The 23,561-nt window shown below is 40.8% G+C and carries 29 protein-coding genes and 1 pseudogene; 9 read left to right on the plus strand and 21 right to left on the minus strand.

Features of this window, described 5'->3' with window-relative positions; all coding sequences use genetic code 11:
- Positions 1–75: 75 nt before the first annotated feature.
- Both LI126_RS06520 and LI126_RS06525 read left to right on the plus strand, forming a co-directional pair.
- Complete coding sequence (locus tag LI126_RS06520) at positions 76–792, plus strand: AzlC family ABC transporter permease (RefSeq protein WP_227165062.1); 717 nt, start codon at positions 76–78, stop codon at positions 790–792.
- Positions 793–797: 5 nt separating this feature from the next.
- On the plus strand, positions 798–1,121 hold the full coding sequence (locus tag LI126_RS06525; RefSeq protein ID WP_279306445.1) for a branched-chain amino acid transporter permease: 324 nt from the start codon (positions 798–800) through the stop codon (positions 1,119–1,121).
- Positions 1,122–1,234: 113 nt separating this feature from the next.
- Here LI126_RS06525 and LI126_RS06530 read toward each other — a convergent pair whose 3' ends face one another.
- The 7 genes from LI126_RS06530 to LI126_RS06560 all read right to left on the minus strand — a co-directional run bounded on the left by LI126_RS06530 (position 1,235) and on the right by LI126_RS06560 (position 6,680).
- Positions 1,235–2,257: a DNA/RNA non-specific endonuclease gene (locus LI126_RS06530; protein ID WP_227165063.1), complete on the minus strand. Its 1,023-nt coding sequence runs from the start codon at positions 2,255–2,257 to the stop codon at positions 1,235–1,237.
- Between the two features lie 207 nt (positions 2,258–2,464).
- On the minus strand, positions 2,465–3,373 hold the full coding sequence (locus LI126_RS06535; protein WP_226866385.1) for a radical SAM mobile pair protein B: 909 nt from the start codon (positions 3,371–3,373) through the stop codon (positions 2,465–2,467).
- Positions 3,361–4,050, minus strand: a complete 690-nt coding sequence (locus LI126_RS06540) for a radical SAM mobile pair protein A (protein ID WP_226866386.1) — start codon at positions 4,048–4,050, stop codon at positions 3,361–3,363. The genes LI126_RS06535 and LI126_RS06540 overlap by 13 nt, the downstream gene beginning before the upstream one ends.
- On the minus strand, positions 4,047–4,484 hold the full coding sequence (locus tag LI126_RS06545; RefSeq protein WP_008704238.1) for a radical SAM mobile pair system MarR family transcriptional regulator: 438 nt from the start codon (positions 4,482–4,484) through the stop codon (positions 4,047–4,049). The genes LI126_RS06540 and LI126_RS06545 overlap by 4 nt, the downstream gene beginning before the upstream one ends.
- A 456-nt stretch (positions 4,485–4,940) precedes the next feature.
- On the minus strand, positions 4,941–5,780 hold the full coding sequence (locus tag LI126_RS06550) for an aldo/keto reductase (RefSeq protein ID WP_008393853.1): 840 nt from the start codon (positions 5,778–5,780) through the stop codon (positions 4,941–4,943).
- 4 nt (positions 5,781–5,784) lie between these two features.
- Positions 5,785–6,366 (minus strand): acyltransferase, encoded by a 582-nt coding sequence (locus LI126_RS06555; protein WP_227165064.1) that lies wholly within the window; start codon positions 6,364–6,366, stop codon positions 5,785–5,787.
- Positions 6,351–6,680 (minus strand): flavodoxin, encoded by a 330-nt coding sequence (locus LI126_RS06560; protein WP_227165076.1) that lies wholly within the window; start codon positions 6,678–6,680, stop codon positions 6,351–6,353. The genes LI126_RS06555 and LI126_RS06560 overlap by 16 nt, the downstream gene beginning before the upstream one ends.
- A gap of 152 nt (positions 6,681–6,832) precedes the next feature.
- Here LI126_RS06560 and LI126_RS16300 point away from each other — a divergent pair, with 152 nt between their 5' ends.
- The 4 genes from LI126_RS16300 (at position 6,833) to LI126_RS06585 (ending at position 10,810) form a co-directional block, all read left to right on the plus strand.
- Complete coding sequence (locus tag LI126_RS16300) at positions 6,833–7,129, plus strand: hypothetical protein (RefSeq protein ID WP_426743795.1); 297 nt, start codon at positions 6,833–6,835, stop codon at positions 7,127–7,129.
- Between the two features lie 209 nt (positions 7,130–7,338).
- Positions 7,339–7,548: a transposase domain-containing protein gene (locus LI126_RS15880; protein WP_226866389.1), complete on the plus strand. Its 210-nt coding sequence runs from the start codon at positions 7,339–7,341 to the stop codon at positions 7,546–7,548.
- Positions 7,549–7,823: 275 nt separating this feature from the next.
- A complete protein-coding gene (locus LI126_RS06580; protein ID WP_227165065.1) occupies positions 7,824–9,104 on the plus strand; it encodes a 2-hydroxyacyl-CoA dehydratase family protein in 1,281 nt (426 codons plus the stop codon).
- Positions 9,101–10,810 carry an acyl-CoA dehydratase activase gene (locus tag LI126_RS06585; RefSeq protein WP_227165066.1) on the plus strand — a complete coding sequence of 570 codons (1,710 nt, stop codon included), beginning with the start codon at positions 9,101–9,103 and terminating at the stop codon, positions 10,808–10,810. Before LI126_RS06580 ends, LI126_RS06585 begins: the two co-directional genes overlap by 4 nt.
- A 10-nt stretch (positions 10,811–10,820) precedes the next feature.
- Here the strand turns inward: LI126_RS06585 and LI126_RS06590 are convergent, their stop codons facing one another.
- The 3 genes and pseudogenes from LI126_RS06590 to LI126_RS06600 all read right to left on the minus strand — a co-directional run.
- Positions 10,821–11,072 (minus strand): hypothetical protein, encoded by a 252-nt coding sequence (locus tag LI126_RS06590; protein ID WP_226877220.1) that lies wholly within the window; start codon positions 11,070–11,072, stop codon positions 10,821–10,823.
- A 45-nt stretch (positions 11,073–11,117) separates the two neighbouring features.
- Entirely contained in the window at positions 11,118–11,249 is a 132-nt protein-coding gene (locus LI126_RS15885; RefSeq protein ID WP_412310415.1) for a DUF4491 family protein, read from the minus strand.
- Between the two features lie 50 nt (positions 11,250–11,299).
- Positions 11,300–11,964, minus strand: a pseudogene (locus LI126_RS06600) (DNA/RNA non-specific endonuclease); the annotation flags it as partial.
- 218 nt (positions 11,965–12,182) lie between these two features.
- Here LI126_RS06600 and LI126_RS06605 point away from each other — a divergent pair.
- A complete protein-coding gene (locus tag LI126_RS06605) occupies positions 12,183–12,836 on the plus strand; it encodes a CpXC domain-containing protein (RefSeq protein ID WP_226875910.1) in 654 nt (217 codons plus the stop codon).
- 179 nt (positions 12,837–13,015) lie between these two features.
- Here LI126_RS06605 and LI126_RS06610 read toward each other — a convergent pair whose 3' ends face one another.
- Genes LI126_RS06610 through LI126_RS06620 form a run of 3 tightly spaced genes read right to left on the minus strand, consistent with a single transcriptional unit; the run spans position 13,016 to position 15,152 of the window.
- Positions 13,016–13,558 (minus strand): flavodoxin family protein, encoded by a 543-nt coding sequence (locus tag LI126_RS06610; RefSeq protein WP_226866426.1) that lies wholly within the window; start codon positions 13,556–13,558, stop codon positions 13,016–13,018.
- Between the two features lie 2 nt (positions 13,559–13,560).
- Positions 13,561–14,151, minus strand: coding sequence for a sugar O-acetyltransferase (locus LI126_RS06615; RefSeq protein ID WP_118512141.1), 591 nt, complete (start codon positions 14,149–14,151; stop codon positions 13,561–13,563).
- A 2-nt stretch (positions 14,152–14,153) separates the two neighbouring features.
- Positions 14,154–15,152, minus strand: a complete 999-nt coding sequence (locus LI126_RS06620) for an alpha/beta hydrolase (protein WP_226866428.1) — start codon at positions 15,150–15,152, stop codon at positions 14,154–14,156.
- 118 nt (positions 15,153–15,270) lie between these two features.
- Here LI126_RS06620 and LI126_RS06625 point away from each other — a divergent pair, with 118 nt between their 5' ends.
- A complete protein-coding gene (locus tag LI126_RS06625) occupies positions 15,271–15,708 on the plus strand; it encodes a MerR family transcriptional regulator (RefSeq protein ID WP_226866429.1) in 438 nt (145 codons plus the stop codon).
- 27 nt (positions 15,709–15,735) lie between these two features.
- On the opposite strand, the gene LI126_RS06630 is transcribed toward LI126_RS06625, so the two are convergent.
- From LI126_RS06630 to LI126_RS06645, 4 genes are all read right to left on the minus strand, one after another.
- Positions 15,736–16,338, minus strand: coding sequence for an alpha/beta hydrolase (locus tag LI126_RS06630; RefSeq protein ID WP_227165067.1), 603 nt, complete (start codon positions 16,336–16,338; stop codon positions 15,736–15,738).
- A gap of 34 nt (positions 16,339–16,372) precedes the next feature.
- Entirely contained in the window at positions 16,373–16,840 is a 468-nt protein-coding gene (locus tag LI126_RS06635; protein ID WP_227165068.1) for a hypothetical protein, read from the minus strand.
- A gap of 109 nt (positions 16,841–16,949) precedes the next feature.
- Positions 16,950–18,248 carry a group II intron reverse transcriptase/maturase gene (gene ltrA, locus LI126_RS06640; RefSeq protein WP_227165069.1) on the minus strand — a complete coding sequence of 433 codons (1,299 nt, stop codon included), beginning with the start codon at positions 18,246–18,248 and terminating at the stop codon, positions 16,950–16,952.
- A 1,061-nt stretch (positions 18,249–19,309) separates the two neighbouring features.
- The gene (locus tag LI126_RS06645) at positions 19,310–19,459 is read right to left on the minus strand and encodes a hypothetical protein (protein WP_155205133.1); all 150 of its coding nucleotides are present in this window, start codon (positions 19,457–19,459) and stop codon (positions 19,310–19,312) included.
- Between the two features lie 384 nt (positions 19,460–19,843).
- On the opposite strand from LI126_RS06645, the gene lepB reads away from it, so the two are divergent.
- The gene (lepB, locus tag LI126_RS06650; protein WP_227165070.1) at positions 19,844–20,407 is read left to right on the plus strand and encodes a signal peptidase I; all 564 of its coding nucleotides are present in this window, start codon (positions 19,844–19,846) and stop codon (positions 20,405–20,407) included.
- 48 nt (positions 20,408–20,455) lie between these two features.
- Here the strand turns inward: lepB and LI126_RS06655 are convergent, their stop codons facing one another.
- From LI126_RS06655 to LI126_RS06670, 4 genes are all read right to left on the minus strand, one after another.
- On the minus strand, positions 20,456–21,049 hold the full coding sequence (locus LI126_RS06655; protein ID WP_227165071.1) for a 5-formyltetrahydrofolate cyclo-ligase: 594 nt from the start codon (positions 21,047–21,049) through the stop codon (positions 20,456–20,458).
- 23 nt (positions 21,050–21,072) lie between these two features.
- Positions 21,073–21,777 carry a hypothetical protein gene (locus tag LI126_RS06660; RefSeq protein ID WP_227165072.1) on the minus strand — a complete coding sequence of 235 codons (705 nt, stop codon included), beginning with the start codon at positions 21,775–21,777 and terminating at the stop codon, positions 21,073–21,075.
- Between the two features lie 422 nt (positions 21,778–22,199).
- Positions 22,200–22,802 (minus strand): cytidylate kinase-like family protein, encoded by a 603-nt coding sequence (locus LI126_RS06665; RefSeq protein WP_054752649.1) that lies wholly within the window; start codon positions 22,800–22,802, stop codon positions 22,200–22,202.
- A gap of 36 nt (positions 22,803–22,838) precedes the next feature.
- Positions 22,839–23,549, minus strand: a complete 711-nt coding sequence (locus LI126_RS06670; protein WP_055145020.1) for an ABC transporter ATP-binding protein — start codon at positions 23,547–23,549, stop codon at positions 22,839–22,841.
- Positions 23,550–23,561 lie beyond the last annotated feature (12 nt).

The following is a 23,561-nucleotide window of genomic DNA, read 5'->3' on the forward strand; positions in this document are numbered from 1 at the left end:
CCGAAAGACATTAACATAAATCAAGCCTATCATGCTATAATTCTGAACTATATCAGGAGGTACTATAATAAAATTATGAAACGTAGAGCACTAAAGGCAGCCTTTCCACGAACAATCCCTATTATGACTGGGTTCATTTTTCTTGGAATGGCTTATGGAATATATATGAATGCATCTGGTTTTTCTTTTATCTACCCATTTTTCATGAGTATGTTGATTTTCGGCGGATCACTGGAATTTGTCTGTGTTGAGATGCTGCTTAGTCCATTTGCACCTGTTCAGGTACTGATCATGGCTATGATGATCCAGGCCAGACATCTTTTCTATGGACTTTCCATGTTAGATAAATTCAAAGGACTTGGATGGAAGAAGTATTATCTGATTTTCGGAATGTGTGATGAGACCTTCTCCGTCAATTACACCTCTGAGATTCCCGAAGATGTAGACCGCGGATGGTTTTATTTTTTTGTTACATTATTGAACCAGTTCTATTGGGTTGCTTCCGCAACGATTGGTGGAATCATTGGTTCTCTTCTTAAATTCGACACATCAGGAATCAGTTTTGTCATGACAGCTATGTTCGTTGTAATTTTCCTGGATCAGTGGATGAAAGAAAAAATCCATGTTTCTTCTATGATTGGAATCCTGGTTTCGCTTGTATGTCTGATCCTCTTCGGAGCGGATTCCTTTATGATTCCGACAATGATACTGATTGTACTTCTACTGACAGTACTTCGAAAGTGGCTGGAACAATGCGACAAACTTAAAGAAAAGGAGGAGCTGACCAAATGAGTAGCATGACTTTGGCACAACAGATAATTACAATCGGAATGTGCATACTTGGAACAATGGCAACGCGCTATCTTCCTTTCCTTATTTTTAAAGAAAATAAAAAGACACCGGAATATATCCAGTATCTTGGTAAATTTCTTCCTTCTGCTGTTTTCGGAATGTTAGTTATCTATTGTCTGAAAAATGTAGAAGTACTGCACGGAACTCATGGAATTCCGGAAGGAATCTCCATTCTTGTCACCGCAGTACTTCATATATGGAAGAAAAATATGTTTCTATCCATTGCAGGTGGAACTATCTGTTATATGTTGATATTATATTTTCTATAATAATCTCTATAGCAAAAAGGTCTGAGACCACATGTACTTATACATTAGCGGTTGCTGTTCTCACTTCGTGCGACCAGCAACCATTTCCAATCTCATAACTCTTCTCGTAACTCTTACGGCTTGCATCTGCCACAAGGCTCATATCCTTCTTTAATCAAATCCGACCTACTTCCTGTATACTCTTCTTTGTTCTCTGCTTTGATGTCCTTCACACCAGAACAAGTTGATTTATGAAACTTTTTTGTATTCCTATTCAATATATAAGTTTCTTTTTTGGTTGATTTTGATGTTGTTGACGAATTGGATACATTTTTATCAGTTACTTCAGCTTCTGTTCCTGGAGCCCACTCACCTTCCGACGTTGCGAGTTCTTCCGTCTGATAACTCTCTCCTGTCTCATAATTGATCACAACATATGGCTGTACATTATATACGTATACGTTAAATGTTACCCCTGTGCCATCATCTTCCACAGACTTCGCCTCCATCTGGACTCCGGAAGCCACCAGGTCATCACCGCTATAGATTGGAGTGACACGATACATCACATGATTATCCGTTTCTTTGACATAATCTGCCACCTTATCCTCGAACGGAAGCATACCATCTACATTCATATAGCGTGTTCCTGTTATCAGGTTACGTTCATTCGCATTCTCACCTGTCAACTGGAAACCAATCAGATGACAGCGGTTGTACAGATACCCACCGTCAATTCCATCATATTCCTTATTCACCCAGCCTGTTGGCTTCACACTACTGATGCTTTCTCTTTTCTGTGTCGGCATCAAATCTTCACCTACACAGGCTTCCGCTGTCTGACATCTTCCCAGTTCATCTAACGGGCTGTATTCTTCGTAAGAATCTGTCGTCAGCTCATCTTCTGTAAATGTTGGCTCATTATCATTGATCTCCACGTATGGCTGTCCTGTATACTCCGGTACTTCTTCCAGCGTATCTACAGATTCTATGTTCCCTGTCGATGCGAATGTCGTTTCTGTTGTCGTTTGATTTCCGCGGTCAGAATCCTGATTGCCTGATCCTTGTGATATCTGCAGTAAACCGCAGGATGTCAAAAGAAGACAAAGGGCCGTTATACATCCACATAATATGGTTTTAAATTTCTTTTTGCTCATATTGCACTCCTTTTTCGAACATATGTACTTGTTAAGTATACACTATTTTTTCTAATATAGGAAGTGCTTTGTGTGGACACCAGTAACAAAATGTCAATAGTTTTTTAATCACTTTTCAAAAAAGGGAAAAAAATAGAACGTATAGTTAATTTCCATACGCTCTATCTCACATTTCATATTAAATTTTTGAATTCTACAAACTTGAAGTTAGCGATTTCTTTTTCCGGTATTCTCTGTCCCACGGATTTCCTCATGATAGAAATAATTTACGATCACCGGATGCCCCTGCGGGACTCTGCCATAAGGCATTTCATTATCCACAAAGGCACAATCATACTTCTTAGCCATTTTCTCAGCTTTTACTTCAAGTGCTTCAAAGTAGCTACGGTTATGCTTGTTATAGATCTCGTCGTAAAGTGGTACAAGATCAGGATATTTTCCGGCGATATAATCCATAATTGTCTTTTTGAAACCGCCTCGAAGATTGAGATTTTCGAGCCAGAACAGATCGCACTGATCCTTTACCCGCTCAAAGATTGCTTCAAAATTCGTGATACCGGGGAATACCGGGGATACGAAACAAACTGTACGGATACCTGCCTCATATACCTGCTTCATAGCAGCGATACGGTGCTCAATGCTCGAAGCAGAATCCATATCGTTCTTGAAATTTTCATCTAGTGTGTTGATCGACCATGAAACGGTTACACGTCCAAGCTTCTTCAACAGATCAATATCCCGTACCACAAGATCCGACTTTGTGCAGATCAGAATATCTGCGTCACTGCCGATCAGCTGCTCCAGAAGTTTTCTGGTATTCCCAAATTGCTCCTCCTGTGGATTGTAACCATCTGTCACAGAACCGATGACCACCCGCTGTCCGGCATATTTCTTCGGATTTTTAATTTCCGTCCAATGCTTCACATCAAGGAAAGTGCCCCATTCCTCCTTGTGCCCGGTAAAGCGCTTCATAAAAGAAGCATAGCAATACTTGCAGGCATGTGTACAGCCCACATAGGGATTGACCGAGTAACCGCCTACCGGCAGACTAGACTTAGTCATGATGTTCTTTGTTTCCACCTCACGAATGAGGATTCCATTTATTACTTCTTCCATGATTTCTGTACCTCTAACACTTTATTAAATTCTTCCGGCATTTCCTGAATCATATTTTCATCCCCTATGATAGGGACAAGGTCTTCCTTCATAAACACCGGAATGCCGAGCTTATGTGCCTGGTCCGCCAGAGCCCATGCCCATTCCGGCTCCGTATGAATCTTCCTGCTCTGAACTCCGGTCATGGTGCCCACAACGATCCAATTGATTCCGGAAAGGTCAACTGTACCGGGATCATCGAATAACGGCTCAAAGGTAACATGGTAATGTTTTGCTCTGACGTTTTTCCGAAGGGCGTCGATACGCCACCGTTCTGCTTTCCTCGTCACCGTAACGCCAAACCATGCGTTTTCCAGATCGGTATCAAAATCCAGCAAATCAGGTCGCTTGGTAAGGAACAGGAACTGATGCTGTGGATTTTCACGGATCTTTACAAATACCTCGTCTCTCCATTCCGGCTTCCATCCAGAGAGATCGCTCATGCCGGTAAGAAGAAAGTTCTGCGGACGTTTCTTTTCCATCATCTTGAGCTTACCCGGAAAGAATTCAGGGTCAGCGAAATCATCAATCATATGCCAGCGTTTCACGTTGTTGCGGGCATAGCAATATGTACACCCCACTGTGCAGCCAATGACGATATTCATGTTCTGAATCTGATCTTTAATACAAATACTCATGACTTCTGCCACTCCTCAAGATTCTTTCTGATGCGGTCGAGGCATTCCTCAAACCGGATAATTTCTTCCTCTGAAAAACCTTTGTAGTAAATACTGCCCATCTCATCAGATACAGAATCGTACTCGCCCTTTAAGGCATGTGCTTTCTCAGTCAGAAACAGGAGCGTTTTCCTTTTGTCCGTTTCAGACTGAACACGGCTTATCAGCCCTTGATTTTCCATTCTTTCCAGCATCGTAGTAAGAGATGTTATCGCTAATCCGCATTTAGTCGAAAGTGACCTGATTGAAATACCATCCTTCTGCCACAGCACATAAAGAATACGCCCCTGGGCTCCATTAAACGCATCAATATTCTTTTCACTGAGAATCTTCTCGAAAATCCGGTCTCCAAGCTGTTTTATTTTGGTAACAAGAAATCCTCCATTCATTTCCATACAAAAGCTCCTATATAGTAGTTTATTAAAAACATACTATATAGGAGCTTTATTGTCAAGAGTTTATATGTCTTAATAGGTAAATTCCGTTTTTTTTCAATTCTCCAAACTGGAAATTGATCCTTTTGAATGGAATTTTGTGTCAAGAACGCTTTGAAGCCCGTCGCCAAGAGGATTTGAACCTCCGACCCTTCGCTTAGGAGCTCGAGATACCACTGTAAATACATACAATGATTAGTCAACCTAAGTCAAGGAAATCCTTGGTTTTCCTAACTATTCTGTTACTCCCTGTCAAAATAAGAAAACCTGTTTTCATCTCTGTAAAGCATCTTTCGGTGCTCGTCCGGTGCTCGGAGCACCCGGAGGATATAACCATTCCGTTCCATCGAGTTCACTCAGTTGGCCACCATTACGATTCAGCCATACATCATTTTTGCTCATACTATTTTCTCCATATTATTTTTCAAACTCTGGTTTCCAGTTTGCAAACTGTACAAGCTGTTCATCCGTGCGGTGATAATATCTTTCATTCTTGTCCAGCTTTGCAATCTGTTCCATTTCTTCATCTGTTAATGCAAAATCAAAGATATCCATATTGTCCTTAATGTGTTCTGCATTTTTACTTCCAGGAATTACAACAAATCCCATCTGAGTATGCCAACGGAGAATAACCTGTGCAGGTGTTTTTCCATATTTTTTGCCAAGTCCTGCAAATACCAACTCATTCATTAATGCTGTATCTCCATGTCCCAGCGGATACCAGCTCATAAGCTTAATTCCATATTTGTCTAAAGTTACACGAAGTTCTTTCTGTGTGAAATATGGATGTGCTTCCACCTGAATAAACTGAGGTACAATTTCCCACTTTGTTTCCAACTCTTCCATATATTTTCCTTCAAAATTCGAGATACCAATGGATTTTGCTTTGCCCTCTCTATACGCTTTTTCAAGCATTCTGTATCCGGCAAGCCAGTTGCCTGCAGGCTGGTGTATATAAAGTAAATCCACATAATCAACACCAAGTCTTTCTAGAGTTTCTTCTACAGTATTCTCATTTTCATATTCACTAGCCCATATTTTTGTTGATAGAAATATATTTTTTCTGTCAATTCCACTATCCTTGATTGCTCTTCCAACTGCACGCTCATTTACATAAGCATTTGCTGTATCAATTAGGGAATATCCCATTTTTAATGCCTCTAATGTACTTGTGTAGGCATCCTCTGGTGATAACATAAAAGTTCCTAGTCCAAGCATTGGACATTCCAAATTGTTATTCAACTTCATATTTTCCACCTTTTTAATCCTCCTGAAATTTTTCTTTATCAAGCATTTTTATTACTTTTGCCGGATTTCCAACTGCTACTGCATAATCCGGTACATCCTTTGTCACTACAGATCCAGCTCCCACAATTGCGTGTCTTCCGATACATACTCCCGGAAGTATCGTAGCTCCAGCTCCTACCCAGGCATATTCTCTTATCAGAACAGGCTTACAAGTCAGAGTACACAAATCATATGGATCATGATTATTGGAAATAAGCTGTACATTTGCAGCAATCATAGCATTGTCTTCAATCGTTATTCCACCTCTTGCCATTGCAAGAAGATTAGAATTGATAAATACATTCCTGCCAATCTTTACGCTTCCAACACACGCTCCATTAAGCGGTGGTGATATCATACTCCCATCTCCTAGGTTATTTCCAAACAATTCCTTTAATAAATGATTATATTCATCAGTAAAAGGCATTGTATGATTAATCTGAAATAATATTTTTGTCTGACGTTGCCCTTCTATACTTTCTTTTATTGACGCAGTTCTTACATCAACACGTATTTCCTTGCATTCCATTTTTCTAACCTCTATTTCTGTATCCATCTTTCAAGTACATCTTTCGCTTGATCTACGCTGCTTCCATGTATCGCAATGCCTTTCTCAATCACTGCACCTTTTGCACTTTTTTTAATATCACTCTCCGTATTTGACAATCCGCTTCCTTCATGCATACAGAATGGATGAATTTTCTTTCCTGTAAAATCATAACTTTCCAGAAAAGTATATACAGCCATTGGCATGGTTCCCCAGTAATTCGGGTATCCAAGATAAATCTCGTCATATTGATCTATGTCCTGTGGCAGATTTAGTATCTCTGGTCGTTTTCCTGTCTGTTTATCCTCTTTTGCATGTGCAATGCAGGTATTGTAGAATCTCCCGCCCTAAATAGCCTTTGATATTCAATCAGACTTTCTATGGGAAGTCCTGCATTTCTCATACATACTGCAAGCTCAACCCATCTAAGATCTTCAGGCTGATCCTCCCTACAGGACTTCGGAGATCTGAAGCTGTGTCTATACAGATCTCGGAGCTTCATATAAAAGAGCGTACAATCGAAATAAGGAATGCCAAGGGACACAAAGAACGGATCATCAGTATTTCGGAGGATATGGCTTTTCTATTAGAGAACTATTGCCGGTTCATAAAAAGCATGGTTTCTGTACAGGATAAATGGCTTTTCCCAACGGTCAATCCAGCATTCCATCTTTCTTCTGGTGCACTTGGAGATAGATTTAATCGGTTTTGGAATCCCTGGATTTTATCCGTCAGAAAGATTCGATTTCTGCGCTTGTACTGCCGGAGGTGAGGATACGATGACATCGCTATTAAGTAAAAAACTCTTCTTTTCAATGACGTATGATTTCCTGACAGTATATATTCCTCAGGACAGTGCCAGTTCCAAAACAGTGAAAACCTACCGAGACGGACTTACAATCTTCAGAAGGTATGTTGCTGAAGTAAAAGGCTTTTCTATACGATCTTTTTCTTTTAGTCAATGCACCTTTGAGTGCTGTCATGTACAGTATCGTAGAAACCGCAAAAGCCAACAATCTGAATGTGTTCCAGTATCTCTACACAGTACTACTTTATATGCCGGACTACAAAAATGAGCCCGCAGGTATAGAAAAGCTGTTACCGTGGAGCAACTTTATAAAGGAACGCTGCTGCAGATTGATTGATGTTGAAAATCAAACACCAGAACCCCATGAACCACTGCCTATTTAAGGAGAAGGATACCAAGGAGGCAGTAGGCAATACGGTGGATTATTCATCGTTTACGGTGGTTGTTTGCTCAGTTTTTTGGAATATAGATGATTTTGTCACAGGCGTAAAGTTCTTCTCCCTCGCTGTTTCGCATTTCATATCCGATATATTTACAATTCCCATCCAACTGACTATAATAAAGAATGTCCGTTTGCCTGCAAAGGCGCGGAACCATATCCATCTGCATCAGGGCGATATAACAGAAAAATGAACTTAAAAGAATGGAAGAAAGAACAATGGATGTAATTGAAAAATTTGGAAATAGGGTGAGCAGCCAGGCGCTTAAGGATCCGGAAAAAGCGCGTCGGCTGCTTCTTGCGGGATACCGCCTGCAGGAAAAGAAGCTTCAGTTTTTGCCGGATCGAGGGCTGCCGTCGTCGGGACAGTATGTGGCGCGGGTGGTTATGAAAAATATCATTCAGTCGCTGTCGGAACCGGAGAATGCGGCGATGGTCAGCATATTTGTGCCGGGAGAGCTGGTGACGGCGGCAGGGCTGACGCCGTACTCAGTGGAGGCGATGTCCTGTTTTATGGCGGGAACGAAGTGTGAGCAGACGTTTCTTCGGAAAACGGAGGAAGAAGGATTTCCGGAGACGATGTGTTCGTACCACAGGGTGTTTCTGGGGGCGGCGCTGACGGGGATTCTGCCAAAACCGAACTGCATGATTTATACGAACCTTGCGTGTGATGGAAATATGATGACGTTTCCGTATTTAAAGGATAAATTTGAATGTCCAGGCTTTTATATTGATGTTCCGTATGAGAAAAACCGGGAATCGGTTCTGTATGTGGCGGATCAGCTGCGGAAATTGAAACGGTTTCTGGAGGAGACGACGGACAGACGGATTTCGGAGGAAACAGTGCGGAGTGCGGTAGATAACAGCCGGAAAGCGGCAGCGAATTATAAAAAACAGCTTGCCCTGCGGTGTGCGCATGACCCGGTGACCTCTCTGACGAATGAATTGTATGCGCTTTTTATGTGCCATCTGATGGCTGGCTCAGAGACGGCGGTTACCTATACGGAAAAACTTCTGCGCGATGTGCGGATGTCACCGAGGGGAGATGGTCTTTCGGTAATCTGGATGCACATCATGCCATTTTTACAGGAGCCGGTTAAGGATACTTTTAATTATAGTAAGAAAATGCACATCCGCGCTTGTGATTTCATCGCAGATGGTTTTCAGGAGATGCAGGCGGAAGACCCGTATGAGGCGATGGCAGAGAAAATGGTCTACTGCATTTACAATGGCAGTGTGAAACAGAGAATTGAGGAAGCGGAACGGCTTGCCAGAATCACGGAATCGGATGGTGCTGTTTTATTTGCCCACTGGGGCTGTAAGGGAACGATCGGTGCATCCAGCCTGATTAAGCAGTCCTTAGAAAAGACAGGACTTCCGACGATGATTCTCGACGGTGACGGCTGCAACCCCGCCAATACCAGCGACGGTCAGGTATCGACGCGGCTTCAGGCGTTTGTGGAAATGCTGGAAAAGGGCAAGGAGGAGAAACACGTATGATTTATTACGTCTGTAAGTACACCCCAATCGAGCTGTTCCGGGGGTTTGGAGAAGAATGTTCTGTTTTGGAGGAAATGCCGGAAAATTTCGAACAGTCGGATCAAATTGCACATGCAAATCTGTGCGGCTTTGGAAAATCGGTCATTCAGGCAGTGCTGGAAGGAAAGGTTGAACAGCTGGTGCTGGTAAACTGCTGCGATTCGATGCGGCGCGTTTACGATATCGTGGAGAGCACGGGAAAATGTAAGTTTTTATATATGCTGGATCTGCCGCATGATGATAATGAATGTGAAAAAGTGAAATTTGCGGGCACGATCCGGAGGCTTAAAAAGGCATATGAGGCATATTCCGGGAAAGTGTTTGATAAACGCGCTTTTATCAAGTCCTTTATTACGCCGGAAATGAACACGGAGCCGTACATTGGTGTGCTGGGCGTGCGGGTCAGCGGCATTCTGGAGGATATGATCCGAGACAATATCCAGATGGATGTGGAAAATCTGACCTGTACGGGTGGTCGGAAACTGTCGGTCGTACAGGATGAAATGTGGAATATGGAGGAAGAGGAGCTGTTTCTTTCTTACGCGGACGTCCTGCTGGGACAGATGCCGTGTTTCCGCATGAACCGTTCGATCCGCAGAAACCGTCTGTATCTGGATCCGAATTTAAAGGGAATTATTTATCACACGATCAAGTTCTGTGATTATTATGGATTTGAGTATGCGAGTATCAAGCGGGATATCAAGGTTCCGCTCCTTAAGATTGAGACTGATTTTACGAGCCAGAGCGCGGGGCAGCTTTTGACGCGCATTCAGGCATTTGAGGAGACGATCGAGGGATCAGAGGATATGGATCCGGGAAAAGGTATCAGTGAGGAGGTAAGAAAGAAGATGGAGTCGGGCATTTTTTATGTGGCGGGAATCGACAGCGGTTCGACAAGTACTGATGTGGTCATACTGGATCAGGATGGAAAAATTAAATCGACGATGATTATTCCGACCGGCGGCGGTGCGATGATGAGCGCCGAGAAGAGTCTGGATCTGGCGATTGAGAAAGCGGGAATTAAGAAAGAGGAGATCGTGCGGATCGATACGACCGGATATGGACGATCCTACATTGACAGCGGGGATGACAGCATCACGGAGATTACCTGCCATGCCAAGGGCGCAAATTATCTGAATCCGAATGTCCGCACTATCATCGACATTGGCGGGCAGGATATCAAGGCGATCAGCATCGACGGGCAGGGAGCCGTGAAAAATTTCCTGATGAATGACAAATGTGCCGCCGGAACGGGACGTTTTCTGGAAATGATGGCGAAAACGCTGGGACTTTCCCTGGAGGAAATGAGTGTGAAAGGGCTGGAATGGAAGCATAATATCGTGATTTCCAGCATGTGTACGGTGTTTGCAGAGTCGGAGGTCGTGTCGCTGGTGGCACAGAATAAGGATGTGGCAGATATTATCCACGGTTTAAATGTGTCAGTTGCCTCAAAAGTCGGCGCGTTGGCAGCCCGCCTTGGAAAGGATCATCCAGGCGAATATATGATGACCGGCGGTGTGGCGAAGAACCGGGGTATCATCCAGGCATTGGAAGAGAAGCTTGGTGCTAAACTTTATATCTGTGATGAGGCGCAGCTCTGCGGTGCGCTGGGAGCGGCGCTATTTGCTTATGAGAAATGTAAAGGCAGTGCGGAGGAAACGCGATGAAGCGGCAGGGTTAAAACACTTGTATCGATATTTTCGTCAGATATTCACTGGGAGAGGCTGTGGCCAATTCGTCGATCACAGCCTCTTTATAAGAGTATTTGCCGGTTTTAAACTTGTGTTCATCGGTCCAATCAAAGAGTTTTTCGTAGGTGGCTTTCGAGTCATAGTAATTTCCCATTAAGTAAGCAAGTACCTTGCCAGCCCAAAGTGCTGCAACATGGTTTTGCAAGCAATCCGCAACGTTCGCTCCTCCAGTATTCATCTGTAATCTCCATACCACCATCTTCTCATCTCCCCGCTTTCTTCTTTAGTGCTTATCCACCTTCCGCTTCGGGAACCATCCTTTTGCCACTCTTTTTTCCTGTTCTTTCAATTCCTTAATGCTCCAAAAGCAACTGACGCCCAAAACACCCAGGGAAACCGACCAAAGTATTGCAATATAGAACTACAACCTTCCTCTTCCATATTTTTTTAATATCTGACACATTTTTACGGATTGCATTTTTTACACGGATCATAACCTGCAACAATCAGCGCATCCCTACTCTCTGATGAGGATTTTTTATTGCTCTCCTTCATCTGTTTGACCGATGAACAGGACGGCCGATGAAATTTCTTTGTATTGGTATTGAGGATATAGGATTCCGTGCTGGTCTGCTGAGAAGCTGCCTGCGTAACAGCCTGTGTGGCCTGCTCTGTTACTGCCATCTTGTTTGTTCCAGAAACCGAGCTGTCACCCGTCGCATAATTGATGTTAATTCCCGGCTGAACATTATAAACGTAAACGCAGCACAAAATACCTTCGCCTTTGTCTTCTACGGATTCCGCTTCCATTAGTACGCCGGATGCTACGAGATTACTGCCTTCAAAAACCGGAGTCACCCGATACTGCACATGATTTCCAGTTTCTTTTACATAGTCCGCTGCCATATTCTCAATCGGCAGCATTCCCTGAACATTCAGATATCTGGTCCCAGTGATTAAGTTCTTCTCATTCGCATTTTCTGCAGTGAGCTGAAACCGATCAAATGGCAGCGATTATATAAATATTTGCCATCCACATTGTCATATTTGATCGTATGCCAACCAGATGGCTTTACCTGCCCAATAGAGCCGCGCTCTTCTGTCGGCATCAGATCTTTTCCAACTGATGCATGGTTCAGAACGAGGGCCTGGATTATTTCGGACTCTGCAGCTCTTTGAATGCGACTCCGGAACTCATGAGCTTTAAACTATACAGCCTGACAAAACGAGGCCAGGCTTATCATATGCCGATGGAGATACAGAGTGATTTTCTGGCAAAATAATAAAGGATAAGCGCATTCTGCAATAAGAAAACTATAGATTTATCTCACTGAAAGGAGGAACATTTATGTCAAGACATCATATAGAAAAGGTAACTTGTCCTTCCTGCCATCATGAGGGGGATTTTGAGCTCTGGGACAGTATTAATACTGCACTGGATCCTGAAATGAAAGAGAAGGTACTTAATCAATCTATTTTCCTTTATACCTGCCCGAGCTGTGGAGAGACCTTTTGTTTAAACTACTCCACACTCTATCACCAGATGGAAGATCTTGTCATGATTTATCTGGTTCCTGAATCAGAAGTAAAGAAGACATATGAAATGTTTTATGGTGAAAATGCTTTGTTTGATTTTCGTATTGAAAAATATTTAGCCCGAATCGTAACGTCACCCAATCAACTCGTTGAAAAGATACAGATCTTTGATGCTGGTAAAGATGACAGAATAATAGAACTTGTTAAATTACTTGCGACAGATTCTATCCTCAAAAATGATCCTAATAAAGAATTTGATGAATTGTGCTTTGCTGTCGATGACGACGGAACAAATATTCTTGTAATCATTAATAAGGGTGAGATCACTGGTGCAGTTGACATTGACAATATGTATGAATTTGCTTCTTCACACTGCAATGATTTCAAAGATCTCCGCGATGATGAGGATATTGTTATCAATCGGGAGTGGATTCTTAACAAACTTGCCGAAGCAGAAAACGAATAGTATATTTGGTGGCTACACCCCCCAAGCCCCTGTGGAATCAATAACGCCGGTACTGGATATCAAAATCCCGCACCGGCGTTATTGATTGTAATTATCTCTTTTTTCTAATCATAGAATGACTGATTATCAGCCCTACACATCTTGAAGTTATGGATTTTCTTGTAGCGACAACCAACAAATTATAATTCCTTTCCAAGTTCATATGCTTTCTTCATCACATCCACATGGCTTGCAGCTGTATTTGCGTCATCAATTCCACCGCCGCTTACAATGCCTTTTAAGGAAGCCTTTTCAAAACAGTCTACCCATCCTTGCAGACCATTGTAGGCTTTTTCAAATGCACTTTCATCATTCTCAGCGGCAGTTGCAATCATATAAATATCTCTGAATGAATAATCTGTCGAATATAAAGGATTCAATCTATCAAGAAGTGTTTTCATCTGGCCACACATCTCATAGTAATAAATTGGTGTTGCATAGACAATGACCTCCGCATCCTTTACTTTTGCCATAATATCTGCAACATCATCCTTCAGTACACACATCCCATTCCTCTGACAGGATAGACAACCGATACAATATTTTATATCTTTTCCTTTCAAAGAAAGAAGTTCCACATCATGCCCGGCTTCTTTTGCTCCCTTTGCACACTCATTTGCAAGTATATCAGAATTGCTGCCTCCTCGAAGACTTGTCGATATGATCAATACTTTTTTTGCCATGATTAAATTTCTCCTTTTTCAGTGTCTTTTTTAACCTTCCGTATAACTTTCGCAGGCACTCCTGCCGCAATCATATTGGCCGGAACATCTTTTGTTACAACTGCACCGGCTGCAATGACCGAACCTTCACCAATCGTAACCCCCGGAAGAACCGTTACATTTGCTCCAAGCCACACTTTTTTTTCGATGTGAATCGGCTGAAATATCATACCTGCTCTTTTCTCGGGATCTTCCATATGATTGATCGTTGCCAATACTGCATTATGTCCAATCAGGACTCCATCCTCTATATAAATACCACCCTGATCCTGAAACTTACATCCTGCATTAATAAAAACATTTTTACCTATATGGATATTTCGTCCGCAGTCTGTATAAAACGGAGGAAACATTCCAAAACTTTCATCTATTTTTTGTCCGGTAAGTTCCGACATAAGCTGTATAATTTCTTCTTTTGTATGATATTTGTTATTCAGCTCCATCGTTATCTTTAATGCCCTTTGAGACAGCTCATGCATAACCAAATGTTCTTCACTTCCACCATCTACGATATATCCGGGCTTCATATTACTCAAATATTCTTCACACGTCATAATTAACCAACTCCGTTTTCTTTAAAAAATTTCTGAATTTTGTCAAATGGAATCACATCCGGATTATCGTATAGATCTGTATGAACAGCTCCCGGAATTGTCAGCAGTTCTTTATTGGATGTGTACTTGCTGTTCTTAATCATATTTTCATAAGCATCTTTTCCAAAATAATAGCTGTGTGCTTTTTCTCCATGAACGATGAGGACTGCACTTCTTATTTCATTACTGTACTTTAATATTGGCTGATTCATAAATGACATACATCCAATACTGTTCCAGCCATCATTTGAATTCAGGCTCCTTTTATGATAACATCTGCCTTTATAATACTCACTGTAATCTTTTACGAAGAAAGGTGCATCTTCCGGAACCGGAAGGGGAACACAACCACCGCCTCTTGAATATTCGCCTTTACGGTATTCTTCTGTCCTGAGGGTATTCAGCGACTGTTTCTTTGCATAACGTGCTTCTTCACTGTCCTCAGAATCAAAGTATCCATTCGCATTTACTCTTGTCATATCATACATGGTAGAAGCAACGGTTGCTTTTATTCTTGTATCCAACGCAGCTGCGTTAAGAGCCATTCCACCCCAGCCGCAGATTCCAATGATTCCTATTTTATCCGGATCCACATCTTCCCGAACAGAAAGGAAATCAACAGCAGCCATAAAATCTTCTGTATTAATATCTGGAGAAGCCATAAATCTTGGATAGCCTCCACTTTCCCCCGTAAAAGAAGGGTCAAATGCAATTGTTAAATATCCTCTTTCAGCCATTGTCTGTGCATATAATCCGGAACACTGTTCTTTGACTGCCCCAAATGGTCCGCTTACGGCAATCGCAGGATATTTCCCAGATGCATTTTTTGGCTTATACAGATCTGCAGCAAGTGTGATTCCATAACGATTTATAAATGTCACTTTCGTGTGGTCTACTTTTTCACTCTGTGGAAAAGTTTTATCCCATTCAGATACTAGTTTTAATTCTTCTGTTTTCAACATAAATATAACCTCCATATGCAAAATTTCTTGTAATTACACTAACAATAGTATATGATATAAATATCCTACAACCTAAAGTTAACTTTAGGTCAAGTATAAATTTGAAAGAAGGTTTTTTATGTATACAATCGGTCAGGTCTCTGCAATGTTTAATCTTCCTGTTTCTACATTAAGGTATTATGACAAGGAAGGCTTTTTCCCTAATCTGGAACGCAAGGGAAATATCCGTTATTTCAGCGATAATGAATTAGAAGCACTTCGTATCATTGAATGTCTGAAGAAATCCGGTCTTGAGATAAAAGATATAAAGCAATTTTTTATCTGGGTATCTGAAGGCAGCTCCAGCTATGAAAAAAGGAAAGAATTATTTGAAACCAGAAAATCAGCTGTTGAAACTGAAATTCAGGAACTTCAAAAAACTCTCTCCCTCTTAAAATTCAAGTGCTGGTATTACGAAACAGCAATAAAAGATGGTAACGAAGATGCTATAAATGCCATGTTGCCTGACAAACTTCCAAAAAATATACAGAAACTATATGATAAAGGGCATGACTGATTTTTGCTTTCTCCATCAAACTGGAATTTATTTGGAAGATTTTATTATCCATTCATCAAGAAATTTCATTTGTTCATCCGTATGAAACCAATGCTCTCCATTTTTAATAATAGAAAGTGTTGAATTCGTTCTCTGTGCAAATTCAAGTATCGTTCCATAAGCGGTAAGATTATCTTTTTCACCATACAAAATGTGCATTGGGATTTCCCATATAATAGGATTTTCTCTTGCATAGCAAAGATAATCCCATGAAAGAGTCTCTCCAAAGGTTGTCTGAATTTCTTTTTTCTCTTTGAGTTCATCCTCTGTAACATTTGCCCAAATCATCATATCAGCAATAAGCCTTTCCATATCTACAACGGGCGAAATAAAATATGCTTTCTCTATTTGCTGATTTGATAAGGCATTGATAGCAAAATACGCTCCAATGCTATTGGCAATTACTTCAACAGTCTTGTAGTTTCTATAAATTGAATTAAAAAGTAATGGAAATTCTTCTTTTGCTTCCCATGGAAACTGTGCAGTATAGTCGAGACCAATCACATCACAATTACTAAAGAGCGGTTTGTAATGAATAGCTTCTTCAGCATTACCACCTTTTCCATGTATATAAATAACTGCTTTATCCACAATAGTTATCCTCCACAAATTCAAATTGTTACACTTAAAAAAGCGGAATTTCACCATCATAGTTTTCTGCTTTTTCCAATAGCGGTCCTTTAGCTCCCATCGTAAACGCGATGTCGCTACTGCGGATAGAGAGCAGCTCCATTCCGGGTCTCACCTTCAAAAAATCCATCATTTTCTTCGTAAGAAGAATTTGCCCCTCCTGTGAAATCTCTACCCAGCAGTAGGAACGCCCCTTGTATTTGATAAATTCGCCAGAACCTGCTGAGTAGTCAAGCAACGGTGGAGTATCGTCCAAAATGTGACCAAGTTTTGACGGATGCAAAAGGCCTTTCCGGGTGACGCAGAAGCCACCGGTAATCTTACTTTCGGTAAAAAGATATACTTTTCCTTCATCTACAATGTGATATTCTTCCATTGCCTGCGGTGGAATCCGCAATGTTCCATCCGCCCGAATGAATGATTTCCCGAAAATAAATTTTCCTCCCTTATTCATTTGTGGCATAAAAACACCTCCTGAGTCGAGTAAGACTTACACCTCACAATATAAGCCCCTCACAGAACCGTACGTGCGGCTTTCCCGCATACGGCTCTTCATAATAATATTTACAGTTTCAAAACAAGCTGACATAAATCTTTGGTATTGCCAATGGATAATATTTCAGCATTTCAATGAATCCTTCTCTTGTATAACTCTTTCTGTCACTTCGTCTGTTCAACACCTTAAACAGAAGTTCTCTCACCTGTTGCTTGTAGTTTGAAATCATTCTGCCATTAAAACTAATCCCATAGTACCTATAGTGTCCTGTCAGCTTCAGATTAAGCATTCCCATTAGTTTCTTTAGTGGTTGGTCTTTGTTTGCGTATAACCACACTTTTATGTCTCGGATTTTCTGTCTGAATTTCTTAGAACTTGTCTTTGGCATTATATATGGCATACCTTTGCGTGAACGCCCACAATAGAATGTGAATCCCAGAAAATCAAATGTTTGTAATCTGATACACTCACCGCTCTTTTGCTTTGCCCTTGCAATATAAGCACCGCTTTGTAAGAGACGACTTTTACTATCTTCTAATTGCAAACCGAACTTTTCCATTCGTTCTTTAAGAAGCTTGTAGTAATTCTCTGCTTCCCATTTGTATTGAAATCCTGCAACAAAATCATCTGCATATACAATTAGAAAGTTATCTCCCTTGCATTCTTTGGTAATAATAAACTTATACCATAGTGTCAATACATTGTGCATATATATGTTTGCTAGGATTGGACTTATGATATTGCCTTGAGCTGAACCTTCTTCATTTACCATAAGTTCACCATTATCCAGCACTCCCACTTTAAGATACTTCTTGACAAGACCAATTATGTTGGGGTCTTTAATATAAAGTTTGAGAAACTTGATAATCCATTCATGCTTCATATGGTCGAAGAATCCTTTGATGTCAGCATCCACAATATAGCAGATTTTCGTGTTGTTTAATCTCTTATACAGTTCTTTTATTGCGTTATGACATCCTCGATTTGGTCTGAATCCGTACATGCAGTTCAGAAATCTCGGTTCATAGATAGCTTCCAATATCTTCTTTAATGCTAATTGGACTATTTTGTCCTCATAGCACGCAATTCCTAATGGTCGAAGTTTTCCATTGCTTTTAGGGATATATACCCTAATTGATGGCTGTGGTTTGTATGATTTTCTTTTCAATCTTTCTACCAAGTCATCTATGTTTTGCTCCAGATTCTTCTCGTATTCTCTCTTCGTAATCTCATCCATACCAACTGCCTTACTTCCGTCTAATTCTTTGTGGCATTGCGTAAGCATTTCTTTATTGATTAGATGATACAACGATGTGAACTCTGGTCTCGGCGAACTTGCCGATATTTCTGCTATTCTTTCTAATTTTGTTTCCATCAATACCCCCGTCCCTGAGTACGGTTGATGTGTCCTCAGAAAGACCATTATTATGTAGCTCCCTTCCCTCCATTGGCATTACCCAACTTCTTCAGTACTATGAAGCTATCCGACTGCCTACTATTCTTTTGGCATTCTCCTGTTTTGCAGTTGTTTGCCATACTTGCAATGGCAAGAAACAATAGGCTCTCCCCAGTTGACTGAATAGTCACAATGTAAAACATAAAGTGCTCTTTGACCCCGCAGAAGCAAACCATTTCTTACCATGACGATTTGATTTGTGTTGCTTTCCGCTGGAATTAAAACGTCAGCCTTCTAGATGTCAAAATTTCGAGGCTCAATCACACTCTCTATTTTCTCGCTGTCTACGCTTAGCAACTACCATTACTGGCAGTCACCCAAGACTCGCTACTGGCGGTTGGTTAGACCTTACCAGACAGGCATTCCACCTGCTAGACTACTCGCCCTTGTCTGGGCGCACAATTCCGATTTTAATGTCTCTATTATGCCTGTTCCAAATCTCCTTCATATACATGTGTGTCAGGCTGAATCTGCAGAAATTCCATAACTTAAGGATCTTTCACTATTTTCTCATATTCTGGTTTTGGCTCTGTTGTTTGAATTTCATTTGCAACCGCTATCTTATCCCGGCTTTAACGCTAGCATGTCTGTTCCTTAAAATATCTTTTGCCATTCAAATCATATCACACTATCAGACATATTTCCATTTCGATTTACTCAGTCAAGTCACTTCGCTCAGCTACGTTTCCTGTCGGCTTGCTTCTGTAACTAGTACAGCGTTTCACAAATAACTGTCTCATTCACGCAGAATGCGGATTCGAGTGTTCAGCTGAAAAAACGTAGGCGTAGCGGGCTACGTCGAGGCTTTTTCAACTGAGCAATCGGATTCGCAGGCAAGTGTATGAGGCAGTTATTTTGAAAACGCTGTACTAGCATCCGGTTATTAAGAATTCTCTTCAAACTTACTACACCAGTAACATGAAGTAGTAATATAAAAAGCTTTCGGATTTTTTCATTTAAACCGAAAGCTTTTTATTTCATCATCTTCTATTATATCTATCTTCCTGTCTAACCGGCACTCTGACCGGTACTGGTTCTGGCATCAGTCCCGGGATCAGACGATTCATAAAATCTTTGATCTTCTTCCCTGCTTTTGTATTGATCCATCTATAATATTGTTCTATTGTCATACTGTTCTACCTCCTGTTCAGGTCTCCTATCATAAGTAAATGATCTGCATTTCTACTATATATACCCATGCCATATTATTCTTTTCTGACATGGCTGTATTTTATCAGATGATTTTCTTTTTGTCAGTGCATTTACCGCTTATTTTAGAATTGTTTATACTTCTTTTATGAAGTTTTGAACACATTTATCTTTGTCATCATTTGACATAGGAGCAATCTGATTTTATAGAATTTTCATTTCCCCACATTTGCCACATTCTCCCAGATATGTTATGATTGTAACTGTTCTATTGTGATTCGTTTTTGCATCGGTTATGATACTGATTAACACAGACAAGATATCTTTCAGAATAAGAACAAGAATATCAGAAATGGGGAGTTTATATGTTATCTACATCGAAAGAACCTGCTGCAAAGGAGAAGGACTCTACTGCGAAAGAACTTTTCCAATGGCTGATCGCCATTTTAGCAGCTATTGCTATTGCTCTATTTGTTGATAATTTTCTAATCGTCAATGCACAGATCCCTTCCGGTTCAATGGAAAACACCATCATGACCGGAGATCGTGTGGTTGGTAACCGGCTTTCTTATTTAACTAAGGATCCTGAGCGTTATGATGTAATCATTTTTAAGTATCCTGATGATGAAAGCCAGCTTTTTATCAAGCGTATCATCGGACTGCCTGGTGAAACCGTGGAGATCCGTGACGGTCACATCTACATTGATGGCTCTTCTGAACCGCTCGAAGATGTAGAGACGAAAGAATACATGGTCGGAAATTATGGTCCTTATACCGTACCGGAAGGATGCTATTTTGTGATGGGAGATAATAGAAATGATTCGAAAGATTCCCGCTACTGGATTAATCCATATGTATCCAAAGATAAGATTCTTGGGAAAGCAGTCTTTCGTTACTGGCCAATTACAGAAATGAAAACGATTAAATAATTTTCAAGGGCAGATCTGACTCATACGAGTTAAATCTGCCCTTACTATTTACATCTTATAACAACCTTTTTCAGAAATCACAAAATCCATCCGCAGATCATGTTCCTCCACCGGAATTTCGTCTACAAGCAGTTCCTCCCTGCAAAGTGCTGCTTTCACGCAATGCGTCTTTTCCAGATATCTGTCGTAATATCCACCTCCGTGACCAAGGCGTCTTCCGCTTCTATCGCAGCTGATACATGGAATGAAAGCAAAATCAATTGCTTCCGGCTGAATCAATCTTTCCGGGTCTTCTTTTGGTTCAAGGATTCCATATGCACCCGGATACAGCTCTTGTAATGAGCGGATCTCGTATACGTTCATAATTCCTTTTCCCGTACACTTTGGCACTCCAAGATGCTTTCCTGATTGAAGAATATCTTGCAATATAGAAAATGTATCTATTTCTTTCTCTGTGCTCACATAACAGAACACACAGTCTGCGCTCTTGTATTCATTCAGTTCCAAAACACTTTCTGTAATCTTTCTGTCTGCTTCTTTTCTGTATTTTTCTGTTATAAAAGAAAGTTTTTCTTTTATTTTTCTTCTTAATTCTTTCTTTTGAATCCTTTTCTCTTCTGTTTTTCTTTCCAATTCTTCCACTCTTTTCGCTTTTTTCCTCTTGTTTAACTATTTTCTTTCTCCTGTTCTTCTCCGACAGATTCAATCAGCAGGTGATCCAGATTTTGCAGGTCTGCTTTTCTGATTCCATATTTTCCCTCTTTATCTTTTTCTACATGAAGAACAATTTTATTTGGTTTTCCGTACTTCAGCCCTTTCTCTTCCGCCTGTCTTAAAACCTCATAATAGATCTGATAAATTTCTGTCTGCATCTGTGTTTCTTCTGGCATAGCCTGTCCGTTCATCACATCATTTGAAACTTTTGTGGCGTATTCCTGCGCCTTCTCCTGAAATTCAGCATAAGTATCCTTCAGCAATGTGATTGTTTTCACTGTAAGAACAACCTGATAAGTTCCATTTTCTTCCCTGGTTGCTTCTCCTACAGTATAAGATGTCTTCTTTGCAAGATCTGCAAACAGTTCTCTATATTCTTCTGTCATCTCATCTGTCATTACATGCTCCGGAAATTTTTCCATTGTATAAGCAAGATTATCTTCGAAAACCTGTTTTGCTTCTTTCTCGGAAATGCCGGTCTGTTTTATATAGGATTCTGTTTTCTGCTTATAAGATACATCTAAAAATGCCTGTACATATTCCTGCGGATCAAAACGGTTTATGTAACAATAGATCATTGTTGCTGTTGCTGCGACGATAATTGCAACCATTATAACTCCTACTATAAAACGCTTCTTTTCTTTTTTTCCTGACATCAACTTTACCTCTTTTCTAACTGTAATTTGAATAACTTATTTGTAACTGTTCAGAGCCAAGCAAAATTTCAAAAACAGGTATAAAATGCTTGCATTTTTAAAACTGTTTTTGAAATTTTATTTGGCGGATACGCCACACCGACGAAATGCGTAGCATTTTGGAGGTTGGCTCTGAACAGTTACACTTATTTTATTTCTGTCACAGTATAGCATGATATCAGTTCACATTTTGTAGAACGATGTCGCATGGTATATAGGCGCTTTTCAGATAGATGGAACGATACCGCTTTGTATGCAGCACTTTTCAGATAGATGAAACGATGTCGCCTGCATGCAGCACTTTTCAGATAGCAAGAAAGAGATACGCAACCGTATCTCTTTCTTCTTGCAGACTTGTTTCTTTTGTCTGCTTTCTCTTTCATTTACAGATCAAATCTGATCTTGATATATGCTTTAATCTCTTCCACGCATTTCTGGAATCCAAGCTTTCCACTGTTCAGGCACAAATCATAATTTCTTGCATCTGCCCACTCGTGTCCTGTATGGTAACGATAGAAATCACCGCGAAATTTATCCGTCTTCTCGATGTATTTTTTCATTTCTTTTTCTGTCATACTATTACGCTCCATCGCACGATCAAGACAGAATTTCTCATCTGCATGAACAAACACACTGACAACATTTGGATTGTCTTTCAGAACATAATCTGCACATCTTCCAACGATTACACAGGATTCTTTCTCAGCCAGATCTTTGATGATCTTTGCCTGATAGTTAAAGATATTTTCTTCTGAAACGAAGTCTTTATCTTCCGGCGGAAGAAGTTCTCCGTCGTATGGACGACTGAGGATCTTGAACCAGCCGGCTCCCTTCATCTTCTCATCACTCATACCGAAGAGTCTCTCGTTAATTCCGCTTTCCTCGGATGCCATACGCAAGATTTCTCTGCTATAACAGTTGATTCCAAGCTCTTTTGCAAGCATAGCTCCGATTGTCTTACCACCGCTTCCATACTGTCTTGCCATTGTAATTACAATATTGCTGCTCACCTGAATCGCCTCCTATTCTCCTAAATACGCTTTCTTAACTGCTTCATCTTCCAGCAGGTCTTTTGCATTTCCTGACATTGTGATCTTACCAGTCTCAAGAACATAGGCGCGATCCGCAATAGAAAGAGCTTTCTTTGCATTCTGTTCTACAAGAAGTACTGTTGTTCCACTCTCACTTACTGCCTGGATAATATCAAAAATCTCATTTACAAAGATTGGAGAAAGTCCCATAGAAGGCTCATCCATCAGAATGATCTTCGGTTTAGACATCAGTGCACGTCCCATGGCAAGCATCTGCTGCTCTCCACCACTGAGTGTTCCGGCCATCTGATTTCTTCTCTCTTCCAGACGTGGGAATCTCTTATAAACATTTGCAAGACTCTCTTCGATCTCATTTTTATCTTTTCTTGTATAGGCGCCCATTTTCAGGTTTTCATAAACACTCAATTCAGCGAAAACTCTTCGTCCTTCCGGAACGTGAGCCATTCCCATAGACACGATCTTATGCGCCGGGACCTTTGTGATATCAGTTCCTTCAAACATAACAGAACCTTTCTTTGGAGAAAGAAGTCCTGTAATTGTATGAAGTGTTGTTGTCTTTCCGGCTCCGTTTGCGCCGATCAGTGCAATAACCTCTCCCTGATTTACCTCAAAGGAAATGCCTTTGATTGCCTGGATCATTCCATAATATACTTCTAAGTCTTTGACTTCAAGCATTGCCATTGTTATCTTCCC

The sequence above is a fragment of the Mediterraneibacter sp. 210702-DFI.5.30 genome (assembly GCF_020560115.1).
Taxonomy (GTDB): domain Bacteria; phylum Bacillota; class Clostridia; order Lachnospirales; family Lachnospiraceae; genus Mediterraneibacter; species Mediterraneibacter faecis.